The 13,517-nt window shown below is 71.8% G+C and carries 12 protein-coding genes; 9 read left to right on the plus strand and 3 right to left on the minus strand.

The genetic code is table 11. The annotated features are described in order from the left end of the window. The first annotated feature begins 74 nt into the window (after positions 1 to 74). From xsc to D0D28_RS03785, 6 genes are all read left to right on the plus strand, one after another. Positions 75 to 1,883, plus strand: a complete 1,809-nt coding sequence (gene xsc / locus D0D28_RS03760; RefSeq protein ID WP_116109730.1) for a sulfoacetaldehyde acetyltransferase — start codon at positions 75 to 77, stop codon at positions 1,881 to 1,883. A gap of 165 nt (positions 1,884 to 2,048) precedes the next feature. Continuing rightward, positions 2,049 to 3,413, plus strand: a complete 1,365-nt coding sequence (locus D0D28_RS03765; protein WP_094002666.1) for an aspartate aminotransferase family protein — start codon at positions 2,049 to 2,051, stop codon at positions 3,411 to 3,413. A gap of 296 nt (positions 3,414 to 3,709) precedes the next feature. Next, on the plus strand, positions 3,710 to 5,065 hold the full coding sequence (locus D0D28_RS03770) for an amino acid permease (RefSeq protein WP_116109731.1): 1,356 nt from the start codon (positions 3,710 to 3,712) through the stop codon (positions 5,063 to 5,065). Then, positions 5,062 to 5,586, plus strand: a complete 525-nt coding sequence (locus tag D0D28_RS03775; protein WP_094002664.1) for a flavin reductase family protein — start codon at positions 5,062 to 5,064, stop codon at positions 5,584 to 5,586. Before D0D28_RS03770 ends, D0D28_RS03775 begins: the two co-directional genes overlap by 4 nt. Positions 5,587 to 5,714: 128 nt before the next feature. Then, positions 5,715 to 6,470 (plus strand): sulfite exporter TauE/SafE family protein, encoded by a 756-nt coding sequence (locus D0D28_RS03780; RefSeq protein WP_116109732.1) that lies wholly within the window; start codon positions 5,715 to 5,717, stop codon positions 6,468 to 6,470. Next, on the plus strand, positions 6,467 to 7,192 hold the full coding sequence (locus D0D28_RS03785) for a sulfite exporter TauE/SafE family protein (RefSeq protein ID WP_240323080.1): 726 nt from the start codon (positions 6,467 to 6,469) through the stop codon (positions 7,190 to 7,192). The genes D0D28_RS03780 and D0D28_RS03785 overlap by 4 nt, the downstream gene beginning before the upstream one ends. Positions 7,193 to 7,426: 234 nt before the next feature. Here the strand turns inward: D0D28_RS03785 and D0D28_RS03790 are convergent, their stop codons facing one another. Then, complete coding sequence (locus tag D0D28_RS03790; protein WP_094002662.1) at positions 7,427 to 8,719, minus strand: SLC13 family permease; 1,293 nt, start codon at positions 8,717 to 8,719, stop codon at positions 7,427 to 7,429. Positions 8,720 to 8,729: 10 nt separating this feature from the next. Continuing rightward, a complete protein-coding gene (locus tag D0D28_RS03795) occupies positions 8,730 to 9,170 on the minus strand; it encodes a CBS domain-containing protein (RefSeq protein ID WP_094002661.1) in 441 nt (146 codons plus the stop codon). 280 nt (positions 9,171 to 9,450) lie between these two features. Here D0D28_RS03795 and D0D28_RS03800 point away from each other — a divergent pair, with 280 nt between their 5' ends. The 3 genes from D0D28_RS03800 (at position 9,451) to D0D28_RS03810 (ending at position 12,666) form a co-directional block, all read left to right on the plus strand. After that, positions 9,451 to 10,821, plus strand: coding sequence for a TrkH family potassium uptake protein (locus D0D28_RS03800; RefSeq protein ID WP_240323081.1), 1,371 nt, complete (start codon positions 9,451 to 9,453; stop codon positions 10,819 to 10,821). Next, complete coding sequence (locus D0D28_RS03805) at positions 10,814 to 11,476, plus strand: potassium channel family protein (protein WP_233156978.1); 663 nt, start codon at positions 10,814 to 10,816, stop codon at positions 11,474 to 11,476. The genes D0D28_RS03800 and D0D28_RS03805 overlap by 8 nt, the downstream gene beginning before the upstream one ends. 155 nt (positions 11,477 to 11,631) lie before the next feature. Continuing rightward, entirely contained in the window at positions 11,632 to 12,666 is a 1,035-nt protein-coding gene (locus tag D0D28_RS03810; RefSeq protein ID WP_094002645.1) for an NAD-binding protein, read from the plus strand. Positions 12,667 to 12,676: 10 nt separating this feature from the next. Here the strand turns inward: D0D28_RS03810 and D0D28_RS03815 are convergent, their stop codons facing one another. After that, the gene (locus tag D0D28_RS03815; protein ID WP_116109733.1) at positions 12,677 to 13,216 is read right to left on the minus strand and encodes a MarR family winged helix-turn-helix transcriptional regulator; all 540 of its coding nucleotides are present in this window, start codon (positions 13,214 to 13,216) and stop codon (positions 12,677 to 12,679) included. Between the last annotated feature and the right edge of the window lie 301 nt (positions 13,217 to 13,517).

Here is a 13,517-nt window from a genome sequence, read left to right on the forward strand (position 1 = left end):
TCGTCCATCCTGTTCAGGTTTCAGGAACGTGACGTTCCGGAAGTTCGGATTTCCACTGCTCGAAGGAGTGCAGCATGGCGGAGCGGAAGACGGGCGACGGGCGCACCGTCGTCAGCGGCCCGGCGAAGATGACCCCGTCGGAGGCCTTCGTCGAAACCCTGGTGGCCAACGGGGTCACCGACATCTTCGGCATCATGGGCTCGGCGTTCATGGACGCGATGGACATCTTCGCGCCGGCCGGCATCCGGCTGATCCCCGTCGTGCACGAGCAGGGCGCCGCGCACATGGCCGACGGCTATTCCCGGGTCAGCGGGCGGCACGGCGTGGTCATCGGCCAGAACGGCCCGGGCATCAGCAACTGCGTCACCGCGATCGCGGCGGCCTACTGGGCGCACAGCCCGGTGGTCATGATCACGCCGGAGGCCGGGACCATGGGCATGGGGCTGGGCGGCTTCCAGGAGGCCAACCAGCTGCCGATGTTCCAGGAGTTCACCAAGTACCAGGCGCACGTCAACAACCCGCGCCGGATGGCCGAGCTGACCGGCCGCGCCTTCGACCGCGCGATGTCGGAGATCGGCCCGACGCAGCTGAACATCCCGCGCGACTTCTTCTACGGCGAGATCGAGGCGGAGATCCCCGAGCCGCAGCGCGTCGAGCGCGGGCCGGGCGGGCAGCGGTCCCTGGACGAGGCCGCCGAGCTGCTGGCGAACGCCGAGTTCCCGGTGATCCTCTCCGGCGGCGGCGACGTGATGGCCGACGCCGTGGAGGAGTGCCGGGCGCTGGCCGAGCGGCTGGGCGCGCCGGTGGTCAACAGCTACCTGCACAACGACTCGTTCCCGGCGAGCCACCCGCTGTGGTGCGGCCCGCTGGGCTACCAGGGCTCCAAGGCGGCCATGAAGCTGATCTCGCGCGCCGACGTGGTGGTCGCGCTCGGGTCGCGGCTCGGCCCGTTCGGGACGCTGCCGCAGCACGGCATGGACTACTGGCCGAAGAACGCCAAGATCATCCAGATCGACGCCGACCACCGGATGCTCGGGCTGGTCAAGAAGATCAGCGTCGGGATCTGCGGCGACGCCAAGGCCGCCGCGGTCGCGCTGACCCAGCGGCTGGCCGGCCGGGACCTGGCCTGCGACCACACCCGCGCGCAGCGGGCGGAGACGATCCGGTCCGAAAAGGACGCCTGGGAGACCGAGCTGTCCGAGTGGACCCACGAGCGCGACCCGTTCAGCCTGGACATGATCGCCGAGCAGGCGCAGGAGGACGGCAACTGGCTGCACCCGCGGCAGGTCCTGCGGGAGCTGGAGAAGGCGATGCCGCCGCACGTCATGGTCTCCACCGACATCGGCAACATCAACTCGGTGGCCAACAGCTACCTCCGGTTCGAGGAGCCGCGCAGCTTCCTCGCCCCGATGAGCTTCGGCAACTGCGGCTACGCGCTGCCCACCGTGATCGGCGCCAAGGCGACCGCGCCGCACCGCCCGGCGATCGCCTACGCCGGCGACGGCGCGTGGGGCATGAGCATGGGCGAGATCATGACCGCGGTGCGCCACGACATCCCGGTCACCGCCGTGGTGTTCCACAACCGGCAGTGGGGCGCGGAGAAGAAGAACCAGGTCGACTTCTACAACCGGCGGTTCGTCGCCGGCGAGCTGGACAACGAGAGCTTCGCCGGGATCGCCCGCGCGATGGGCGCCGACGGGGTGGTCGTGGACCAGCTGGACCAGGTCGGGCCTGCGCTGCGGCAGGCGGTCGACGCGCAGATGAACGACGGCCGCACCACGGTCCTGGAGATCATGTGCACCCGCGAGCTGGGCGACCCGTTCCGCCGGGACGCGCTGTCCAAGCCGGTCCGGTTCCTGGAGAAGTACCAGGACTACGTCTGATCGACCGGACTGCCCAAAGCCGGCCGGGCGCGTGCCCGGCCGGCTTTTCGCGCGTCCAGGGCCCATCTGGACCCAGTGATCGCGCGCTCTCTGGCTCTGGGCCGGGGCCAGAGTTGTTGCGATCGTCGGAGGAGTCCCGTACTCGCACACACAGGAGGTCGCCAGGTGAACGTCACGGAGCTGCGAGCCACCGCTCGCCGACACCTCGGGCCGCACTTCACGCGCAAGGACACCTGGGCCGCCGACTTCCCGGTGTTCGTGCGCGGCGAGGGCAGCTACCTGATCGACACCGAGGGCCGGCGCCACCTCGACGGCCTGGCCGGGCTGTTCTGCGTGAACATGGGCCACGGCCGCGAGGACATCGCCCGCGCCGCCGCCGAGCAGGCCGGCACTCTCGCCTACGCCAGCAACTGGGGTTCGGCCCACCCGCCGTCGATCGCGGCCGCCGAGCTGATCGCCCAGCTCGCCCCGGGTGACCTGGGCACCACGTTCTTCGTCAACTCCGGGTCGGAGGCGGTGGAGACCGCGCTGAAGTTCGCCCGCCAGTACCACCGCAGCCAGGGCGCCCCGGAGCGGACGAAGATCATCAGCCGGGAGATGGCCTACCACGGCACCACGCTGGGCGCGCTGTCGGTCACCGGGCTGCCGAAGATCAAGGAGCCGTTCGGCCCGCTGCTGCCCGGCATCCGGCACGTGCCCAACACCCTCGGCTTCACCGGGGACTGCGGCCCGGCCGACCAGCTGGCCTGCGTGCGGGCCATCGAGGAGGTCATCCTGGAGGAGGGCCCGGAGACGATCGCGGCGGTGTTCGCCGAGCCGGTGCAGAACGGGCGCGGCGCGCTGGTCCCGCCGGAGGGCTACTGGCCGGCGCTGCGCGCGCTGTGCGACAAGTACGGCATCCTGCTGGTCTCCGACGAGGTGATCTGCTCGTTCGGGCGGCTCGGCCATTTCTTCGGCCACGGCCTGACCGGCGTGGTGCCGGACCTGATCACCTTCGCCAAGGGCTCCACCTCCGGCTACGCGCCGCTGGGCGGGGTCGTCGTGCGGGAGTCGCTGGTGGCGCAGCTGTACGACTCGCCGCTGGGCGGGGTGTTCACGCACGGCGCGACGTGGGGCGGGCACCCGGTCGCCACCGCGGTCGCGGTCGCCAACATCACCGCGATGCGCGACGAGAAGGTGCCCGAGCACGTGCTGGCCGAGGGGCCACGGCTGTTCGCCGCGCTGCGGTCGCTCCAGGACGCCCATCGCTGCGTCAAGGACGTGCGCGGCACCGGGTTCTTCTACGCCCTCGAGCTGATGGCCGACCGGGACGGCGGCCGGGAGTTCACCGAGGAGGAGTCGCGGACGGTGCTGCGGCAGGTGCTGCCCGAGGCGTTCCGGCGCACCGGCGTGATCCTGCGCGGCGACGACCGCGGCGCGACGATGCTGATGATCGCGCCGCCGCTGGTCGCCGACCAGGCCGTGCTGTCGGACCTGCTGCACGGCGTCGACGGCATGCTGACCGACGTGGAGAAGGCCGTCCAGCCCTGACGTCACGGGCGCCGCGTGGGCGCCGGGCACCCGGACCTGCCGGGCACCCGGCGCCCGTCGTGCTGCCCGGGGAATGTCCGCACTGGACCCAGAGCATGCCGCGCATCTGGCACTCGCGCAGGGGCCGGTCCGGTTCCTACGGTGACGGGAACCACACAGCAGTTCTCGGCGAGATCGCGGTGGTGCCGGCGCAGGGACGCGCAGTCCCTCCGGCGTCGCCGGAAGGAGGAGACGTGGGTTCTGCACCGGAGACGGCCGCCTCGAGCGGGCTCAAACCGGGTCTCAAACAACGCCACATGAACCTGATCGCCCTGGGCGGGGTCATCGGCGCCGGCCTGTTCGTCGGCAGCGGCGTGGTGATCCAGTCGGCCGGGCCGGCGGCCGTGGTCTCGTTCCTGATCGCGGGCCTGATCACCGTGCTGATCATGCGGATGCTGGCCGAGATGACCGTGGCGCGGCCCGCGCTCGGCTCGTTCTACGTCTACGCCCGCGAGGCGATGGGCAACCGCGCCGGGTTCGCGGTGGGCTGGATGTACTGGTACTTCTTCGTGATCGTGGTCGCCGTGGAGGCGGTGGCCGGCGGGCGGATCATGCAGCTGTGGCTGCCCGGCGTGCCGCTGTGGGTGCTCAGCCTCGGGCTGCTCCTGCTGCTCACCGCGACGAACCTGGTGTCGGCACGCTCCTACGGCGAGTTCGAGTACTGGTTCTCCTCGATCAAGGTCATCGCGATCGTGGTCTTCCTCGTGCTCGGCGCCCTCTACCTGCTCGGGTTCTGGCCCGGTTCGCACGGCGGGGTCGGCAACCTCGTCTCGCACGGCGGGTTCGCGCCACTCGGGATCGGGGCGGTGCTGGCGGCGGTGGTGCCGTGCGTCGGGTTCTACACCGGCGCGGAGATCGTCACCATCGCGGCGGCCGAGTCCACCGAGCCGCGGCGGGCCATCGCCAAGGCGATGCGGTCGATCGTGTTCCGCGTGGTGGCCTTCTACGTCGGGTCGGTGTTCGTGGTGGTCGCCGTCAAGGCGTGGAACGCGCCGGACACCGCGGTCAGCCCCTACGCGGCGGTGCTGGACGTGCTCGGCATCCCCGCGGTGTCCACGATCATGAACGCGATCGTGCTGACCGCGGTGCTGTCCTGCCTGAACTCGGCGCTGTACACCTCGTCGCGGATGCTGTTCGCGCTGACCCGCAACGGGGACGCGCCCAAGGCGTTCACCAAGCTGTCCCGCAGCGGGGTGCCCCGCCGGGCCATCATCGCCGGCACCGCCGTCGGGTACGTGTCGGTCATCGCCGCCTACACCTCGCCGGATCTGATCTTCCAGTTCCTGGTGAACTCCTACGGCGCGGTCGCGTTGTTCGTGTACCTGTCGATCGCGCTGGCGCAGGTGCGGCTGCGCAAACGCCTGCAGAACACCGATCCGGGGGCGCTGAGCCTGAAGATGTGGCTGTTCCCGTGGCTGAGCTACGCGACGATCGCGTTGATGGTGGCGGTCATCCTGGCGATGGCGTTCCTGCCGTCCACCCGGTCGCAGTTCTGGCTGAGCGCGGTCACGCTCGTGCTGATCCTCGCCGCCTACCAGGTCCGCAAACGCCGGCCGGCCGCACCCGCGCCGGTCGCGCAGGCGAGCGTGTCCGAGGGGACGGTGGGACGGTGAAGCTGCTGGAACCCTCCGAAGTGGACGACGGGGCACGCACCGAGGCGAGCCGGGTGCTCGGCGGCCTGCCGTCGTGCGTGGCGGTGGTGACCGCCACCGCGGCGACCGGGCCGGTGGGGTCGGCCGGCCACCCGGTCACCGCGGTGTCCGCGGATCCGCCGCTGGTGGCGTTCTTCGCACCGGCGCGTGCGGCGACGGTCGCGGCGGCACGCGAGTCCGGCCGGTTCGCGGTGAACGTGCTCGCCGCCGACCAGGGCGCCGTCTACGACCGGTTCACGCGCGCGGCCGCGTTCGACCCGGTCCACTGGGAGCCGGGGGCGCCACCCCGGCTCCGGCGGGCGCTGGCGGTCCTGACGTGCGACCTGGAGGCGGTGACCCCCGCCGGCGGGCGGGTCCTGGTCCTCGGCCGGGTACGCCACGTCGCCGGCCGGCGCGCCGACCCGCTGATCGCCAGCCGCGGCGCACTGCACGGTCTCGCCCACACGGCACCGGACCACCCGCACTACCGCACGGTGCCCTGAGCAGGCGCGGGGGGAGCCGTCCCGGTACGGCTCCCCCATCTGGCACCACCGGATACCCCGGTTCTGGCCCTACCGCTGTGTCCAGAAATGCACCAGGGTGATGGGCGTTCCCGTGCCCTGGAGGTCCGATGACCGCGCCCACCTTCTGGCAGCTGCCGGTGGCGGCGAGCGCGGTCGCCGTCGGCGCGCTGGTGCTGGGCGGGGTGATCCGCGGCTATGCCGGCTTCGGCGCGTCCACGGTGTGGGTGGGCTGTCTCTGCCTGGTGCTGCCGCCGTCGGCCGTGGTGCCCAGCACGCTGCTGCTGGAGGTCGCCTCCAGTGCGGCTCTCGCGCCGCGCGTGTGGCCGGACGCGCACCGGCCGTCGCTGCGGTGGCTGCTCGCCGGGACGCTGGCCGGGTTGCCCGCCGGCATCTGGGCGCTGGCCGCGCTGCCGGTGCACGCGACGCGGCTCGCGGTGGGGCTGGTGGTGGGCGTCTCGGCGCTCGCGCTCGCCGTCACCCGCCGCACGCGGCCGCTCGGCGGGCCGGCCCGCACCGGTGGCGCGGGTGTCCTGTTCGGCCTGCTCAACGGGGCGTGCGGGCTGGGCGGGCCGCCGGTGGTCCTGATGTACCTGGCCTCGCCGCTGCCGATCGCCGTCAGCCGGGCCAGCCTGGTGGTGTTCTTCCTCGCCGCCGATCTGCTGACCGTCGCCGCGGCGGGCGCGGGCGGTCTGCTCGGCTGGGCCGTGCTCGCGCAGACCGCGCTGTTCCTGCCGATCGCGCTCACCGGGGTCGCCCTCGGTGGGTGGGCCTATCGTCGGGCGGCCGGGGACGTGCGGCAGATCGTGCTCGGCATTCTCGCCGTGGTGTCGCTCGGCCTGGTGGCCCAGGCGGTGGTCGCGTGACGCTGGTGCTCGCCGCGCTGGCCGTCGCCTTCGCGGGCCTGATCGGCGGGCTGACCGGGTTCGGCGCGTCCCTGGTGGGCACGCCGTTGCTGCTGCTGACCGGGTTGCCGCTGCCGCAGGTGGTGCTGATCAACCTGATCGTCACGATGACCACCCGGTTCGCCGTGCTGCACCGCGAACGGCGGCACGTGGTGTGGCGGCGGGTGGCGGTGCTGGGGGCGGCGAGCCTGCCCAGCGCGTCCGCCGGGGCGCTGACGCTGCACTGGCTGCCGCCGCACGGGTTGCGCATCCTGGCCGGGGCCGTGGTGATCCTGTCCGGGCTGCGGCTCCTGCTGCGCCCCGCGGACCGGGTGCACGAGGCGACCCCACGCAGGCAGGCGGTCGCCGGGCTGCTCGGCGGCTACCTGTCCACCACCACCTCCCTCAACGGCGCGCCGCCGGCCGTCCTGCTCGCCGCGGCGAAGGTGCCGCCGCGGACGTTCGTGGCCGATCTGGCCGGCTACTTCGTGGTCACCAACGCGTTGTCGCTGCTGCTGCTGGCCGCGGCCGGGCAGGTCAGCGCCGAGGGTCTGTGGCCGCAGCTGCTGGTGCTGCTCGCCGCGGGGGCGGTGGGCAACGCGATCGGCGGACGGCTCGTCGGCAGGGTGCCGCGGAAGCTGTTCGAGCGGGCGGTCGTCGGGCTGATCGTGGTGTCCGGAGTGGTCACCGTGGTGGGCGCCTGACCCGGGACGGCTGGACAGGTGCACCCGGGGGGCCCACCGTCCACATCCGACGGCTCGTGCCCGCGCCCAGGCCCAACCCGATGGCCGGGACACCTAGTGGCGCTGCTGGCGGTGGGCGGCGGCGCGCAGGGCCGCCGCCGCGAGCAGGAACGCCGCGATGATCGCGAGGGTGAACAGCAGTTCTGCCATGTCTCGGTTCCACATCGTTGTGACCGTCGTTTCCGGCATGGTAGCTCAGGCGAGGAGGAAGTACCGCAGCCACAGGTAGGGCGCGGCGAGCAGGATCGTGATGGCGGTGACGACGATGCCCTTCTTGGTGAACTCCCAGAACGAGATCGGCGTGCCGGCCCGCTTGGCGATGCCCAGCACGACCACGTTGGCGCTGGCGCCGACCGCGGTGAGGTTGCCGCCGAAGTCGGCGCCCAGCGCCAGCGACCACCACAGCGCCTCGGCCTGCACGGGGTCGGCGATGCCCGCCGACAGGTCGGCGACCAGGGGGCTCATGGTCGCCACGTAGGGGATGTTGTCGATGACCCCGGATAGCACCGCCGAGACCCCGAGGATCAGCATGACCGCAACCAGCGCGTTCCCGCCGGTGGCGTCGGCGGCCCAGCCCGCGAGGGTGCCGATGACGCCGGTGTGGATGAGGGCGCCGACCATGATGAACAGGCCCGCGAAGAACAGCAGCGTCTCCCATTCGACACCGGCCAGGTAGTCCTTGGGCCTCGTTTTCGAGATCAGCACGAGCACGCCGGCGCCGAGCAGCGCGACCACCGACGGTTCCAGGTGGAAGATCGAGTGCCCGACGAAGGCGGTGAACACCGCGGCGAGCACGACGCCGCACTTGATCAGCAACGCGGGATCGTGGATGGCTTCACGTTCGTTGAGGGCCATCACGTCGGCCACCCGGTCCGGGTCGGCGTCGAACGAGCCGCGGAACAGCCACGGCAGGATCAGGGTGAACACGATCAGCTCGATCACCACGATCGGCGCCATGTTCACCAGGAAGTCGTTGAACGTCAGGCCGGCGCGGCTGCCGATGATGATGTTGGGCGGATCGCCGATCAGGGTCGCCGCGCCGCCGATGTTGGAGGCCATCACCTCGGCGATGAGGAACGGCACCGGGTTCACCCCGAGCCGGTCGCAGACCAGCAGCGTCACCGGGGCGATCAGCAGCACGGTGGTGACGTTGTCCAGGAACGCCGAGGCGACCGCGGTGATCAGCACCAGCAGGATCATCACCCGCAGCGGCGAGCCCTTGGCGCGTTTCGCCGCCCAGATCGCGACGTACTCGAACACCCCGGTGCGGCGCAGGATCCCGACGATGACCATCATCCCGAACAGCAGGAAGACGACGTCCCAGTCGATGCCCGTGTCGTGGGAGTAGAACGCCTCGTCCGAGCCGACGACCCCGGCGGCGAGCACCACCCCGGCGCCCGCCAGGGCGGCGACCATCTTCGGGATCCGCTCGGTGGCGATGAGCAGGTAGGCGACCACGAACACCGCGATCGCGATCGCGGTGGTCATGCCGGCCCCCTCAGCGCAGCGCCAGCTCCAGCAACCGCGACGCGGTGATCACCCCGACCAGCCGGCCGTCCCGGAGCACCGCCGCGAGCGGGCAGCGCAGGCGGGCCATCACCGCGGCGACCTCCACGATCGTGTCGTCGAAGCTGACCACCGCCAGCTCCGGACGGTCCTCCGGCAGCAACGAGCGCACGGTCTTGCCGGACAACTTGTCCGCGACGTGGTCGGCCATCGACTCCGACAGCACCCCGGCCAGCGACGGATCGTCCTGCACGTAGCCCGGCACCAGGAACCGCACCACCTGGGAGGCGGGCAGGATCGCCGTGGGCGCGCCGTTCGCGTCGGTCACCACGAGGCCGGGCAGCCGGTTGCGGGCCAGCAGACGGGCCGCTTCCAGCGCATCGGAGTCCAGGTCCACGACCGGGAAGTCCTCGGCGATGTCGGTGCAGCGCATATCCGCAGACTACGACGAAACGGGCACCTTCGCCGTGGGGCGTCCGATCTCCGAGCACCACACCGAAGGCGAATACCAGCGCCACCGAATCTCCCGCCGTCGACAACGAACCCGCCCCGTTGCGTGGGGCGGGTGTGCCGACCAGACTTCCCGGCGCGCCGCCCGTAAAGATGCCGCAAAGCCGGGCCCGAAGCAAACCGGTCGCGCCGGTGTGTGCAGTGACGTGACACACCCGGTGACCGCGCCGGTTTCCTCCGGCCGGTCCGTAGGCTGAGCCCCCGTGGCGTCCCTGAAATCGGTGCGTGCGGGGTGGCGGCGGGTGTTCGCCCAGTTCGCGCATCCGGCCCGGGTCGTGGTGGCGGCCTTCGGGTCGGCACTCGTGGCCGGCGCGGTCCTGCTGGCGCTGCCGGCGGCCACCGAGTCCGGCGAGCACACCCCGGTGGTGTCCGCGCTGTTCACCGCGGCATCGGCGCTGTGCGTCACCGGGCTGGTCGTGGTGGACACCGCGGGCCACTGGTCGGCGTTCGGGGAACTGGTGATCCTCGGGCTGATCCAGCTGGGCGGCTTCGGGGTGATGACGCTGGCATCGCTGTTCGGGCTGCTGATCAGCGGCCGGATGCGGCTGCGCACCCGGCTCTACGCGCAGACCGAGACCAAGAGCGCCGGGCCGGGCGCGGCGCGCCGAGCGGGGCTCGGGGTCGTGCGCACCAGCCTGCTCGTCGAGGCCGCCACCGCGGTGGTGCTGACCATCCGGTTCGCCACCGGGTACGGCGAGTCCTGGGGCCGGGCCGCCTACCTGGGGGTGTTCCACGCGGTCTCGGCGTTCAACAACGCCGGGTTCGCGTTGTGGCCGGACAACCTGGTGCGGTTCGCCACCGACCCGTGGATCTGCCTGCCGATCGCGGTCGCGGTGATCGCGGGGGGCCTCGGTTTCCCCGTGCTGTGGGAGCTGCGGCGGCAGTGGCGCCACCCGCGGCGCTGGTCCCTGCACACCAAGATCACCCTCGGGGTGAGCGGGGCGCTGCTGGGGCTCGGCACGATCGTCCTCACCGCGGTCGAGTGGTCGAACCAGGCCACGCTCGGCGCGCTGCCGGTGCCGGGGCGCCTGCTCGCGGGGTTCTTCCAGGCGGTCATGCCGCGCACGGCCGGGTTCAACAGCGTGGACGTCGCCGGGATGCACCCGGAGAGCTGGTTGTCGATGGACCTGCTGATGTTCGTCGGCGGGGGCAGCGCCGGCACCGACGGCGGCATCAAGGTGACCACCTTCGCGCTCCTGGCCGTGGTGATCTGGGCCGAGCTGCGCGGCGAGCCCAGGGTCAACGTGCTGCGGCGGCGGCTGCCCGACGACGTCCAGCGCCAGGCGCTGACCATCGCGCTGCTCGGGGTGGGGGTGGTGATCGCGGGCATCTGGTTCCTGCTCACGATCACCCCGTTCACACTGGACCAGGTGGCCTTCGAGGTGGTCTCGGCGTTCGCGACCGTCGGCCTGTCCACCGGCATCACCGCCGACCTGCCCGCCGCCGGGCATGTCATGCTGACGGTGCTGATGTTCATCGGGCGGCTCGGCCCGCTCACCCTCGGTGCCGCCCTGGCGCTGCGGGCCCGGGCACGCCGCTACGAACTTCCCGAGGAGCGACCGATCGTTGGCTGACAAGCGAGAAGCGGGTGTGGTGGTCATCGGCCTGGGCCGGTTCGGCGCGTCGCTGGCCCTGGAACTGGCCAAGCGCGACGTCGAGGTGCTCGGCATCGACCGCAGTCCCCGCATCGTGCAGAGCCTGTCCGGCCAGCTCACCCAGGTGGTCAGCGCCGACTCCACCGACATCGAGGCCATGCGCCAGCTCGGCGTGCCCGAGTTCTCCCGCGCGGTGGTCGCCATCGGCACCGAGCTGGAAGCCAGCATCCTCACCGCGTCCCTGCTGGTCGACCTCGGCATCGACGACATCTGGGGCAAGGCGACGAGCCGGGAACACGGCAGGATCCTGGAGCGGGTCGGGGTGCACCACGTCGTGCTGCCCGAACACGACATGGGCGAACGGGTCGCGCACCTGGTCACCGGGCGGATGCTGGACTACATCGAGTTCGAGGACGACTTCGCCATGGTCAAGACCCGCGCACCCGCGTTCGCCGTCGGCAAGCCGCTGGGCGCGAGCGGGATCCGCGCCAAGTACGGGGTCACCGTCGTGTGCATCAAACGGCCCGGGCAGGACTTCACCTACGCCACCCAGGACACCGTCGTCCTTCCGGGCGACACCCTCATCGTCGCCGGCACGACGCGCCAGACCGAGCAGTTCGCCGAACTCAGCTGAGCTGCGCCCGCGACTGCCCGGCCGGCGCTCGTCCCGGAGTTCACGCCGTCAGCTGGAGACGGCGCTGGAGCACCGCCGACACCGTCCACCACGGTGCGCGGCGCCGTGGCCGGGCTACACTCCACCGGTCCACGATGCCGTGCAGGAGCCCCGTTGTGCCGATCTTTCTCACCCGGTTGATCGCCCGCCTGGTGTTCCTCCGCAGCTGGCTCACGCCGGTCCTGGTCATCGTGTTCGTGTTCGTCACCAGCTGGCCGCTCATGGCGCTGGCCGAGCCGGCCGGCAGCGACCTCGTCCGACCGGCCAACTACTGGTGGTACTTCGTCGTCACCGCGGCCACGGTCGGCTACGGCGACTTCTACCCGGTCTCGGGAGCCGGACACGTCGTCGGCGCTTACGTCGTGATCGGCGGCATCGTCACGTTGACCACCGTGTTCACCAAGCTCGCCGCGGTGCTGGAAGAGGCGAAAGGACGGCGGATGCAGGGAGTTGCCACCGTGACCGCGGCCGACCACGTGGTGCTGCTCGGCTACACCGCCGGGCGCACCGAGCGGCTGGTCCGGGAACTGGTCGCGGACGGAGCCGGCCGGATCGTCCTGTGCGCCTGGGACGAGGTCACCACCCATCCGATGCCCGAACAGGACATCGACTTCGTGCGGGGTGACCTCACCGGCGAGCAGGTCCTGCGGCGCGCCGTGGTGCAGCGTGCTCGTGCGGTCCTCATCGACGCCCGGGACGACAACGAGGCCCTCGCGATCGCCGTCACGGTGGATCACCTCGCCCCGGACGCGCACGTCGTGATCACCCTGCGGGACATGGCACGGGCGGATCTCATCCACTACGTCGATCCCGGCTTCCGGTGCGTGCAGTGGCACACCCCGCGGATGGTCACCGAGGAACTGACCTCCCCCGGGATAGCGGAGGTGTACGCCGAGCTGATGACCCACGGCGGCGCCAACACCTATTCCGCGGTGCTCCCGGCGGCGGTGCCCGTCGAGCGGTGCCAGACGACGCTGAGCCGGCAGCACCGGTCCACGCTGCTCGCCATCCGGACCGGCGAGCGGCTCGTCGTCAACCCGCCCTGGGACGCCGAGGTTCCCGCCGGATCGACCATCTACTACGTCGGCCCCCGCCGGCTCACCGGAGACGACATCGAGGCCGCCTTCGCCGGCGGCGGCTCCGCGCGCTGACGTCCCCCGGTCACAGCCACGGGACGTCCGCACCCCCGTCGACCGGCGGTTCGCCTCCTGCTTCGGTGAAGGCGCGGAGCGCCCGCACGAGGCCGCGGCGAGAGGTGACCGGCATCCTGGTCACGATCCGGGTGATCTCCGCGCGCCGCCGCCGGGTCACCGATCGCACGACCGCGGCGTCGTCACCGGTCAGGCCGACGACCAGTTCGCGGCGGGACGTGGGGCTGGTCTCGCGGTCGACGAGGCCGGCGGCGACCAGCCGGTCCACCATGCGGGAGGCGGTCGACGGGTTGACGGCGAGGTGGCCGGCCAGTGTCGTCAGCTTCGCCGGTCCCCGGCTGTCGAGCACGACCAGCACCCGGAACTGGGCCACCGTGATCGACTCGTCGACCGCGCTGATCGACCGCGCCGACACCGCGACCAGCAGACGCGATGCCGTGAGGAAGGCGTCGGTCAGGGCGTCGACGTCGCCGGGCGCCGGTTTCGCCCCGGCGGTGCGGGTGGCGCGGCCGGTGGTGGGTGCGGTGCGTGGCGGGCGGCGAGCGGGCACATCTCAGTTCTACCCGATCGCCGATCGTTCCACCCCGGCCAAGGTTGGCGGGTGCAATCGTTGCCCTGGTCAGGGTTCCCGGCTCGGATCGAGACAACGCTCCTTCGCTCACCGCCCCGACTACGCTGTCGCGTGTCACCACTGGCCCGGGTGCATGCGAGCGCCGCCATCACGCCCCCGGCCACCCCGCCGATCACCAGCACCCCCGACGGCCACACCACGCGCGCCCGCGTTCCCCGGAACGTAAGGCAATCGCAAGGTGCGGCCGGGGCCGGGCGGGCGTGGTGTGGCCGTCGGGGGT

This window comes from Amycolatopsis ruanii, assembly GCF_003385175.1.
Classification (GTDB): domain Bacteria; phylum Actinomycetota; class Actinomycetes; order Mycobacteriales; family Pseudonocardiaceae; genus Amycolatopsis_E; species Amycolatopsis_E thermalba.

Excerpts from the sequence above, each read along its gene's own strand:
- D0D28_RS03790 (WP_094002662.1), bottom strand. The coding sequence starts at position 8,719 with ATGACCACCGCGATCGCGATCGCGGTGTTCGTGGTCGCCTACCTGCTC.
- D0D28_RS03780 (WP_116109732.1), top strand. The coding sequence starts at position 5,715 with ATGACCGCGCCCACCTTCTGGCAGCTGCCGGTGGCGGCGAGCGCGGTC.
- D0D28_RS03770 (WP_116109731.1), top strand. The coding sequence starts at position 3,710 with ATGAACCTGATCGCCCTGGGCGGGGTCATCGGCGCCGGCCTGTTCGTC.
- D0D28_RS03795 (WP_094002661.1), bottom strand. The coding sequence starts at position 9,170 with ATGCGCTGCACCGACATCGCCGAGGACTTCCCGGTCGTGGACCTGGAC.
- xsc (WP_116109730.1), top strand. The coding sequence starts at position 75 with ATGGCGGAGCGGAAGACGGGCGACGGGCGCACCGTCGTCAGCGGCCCG.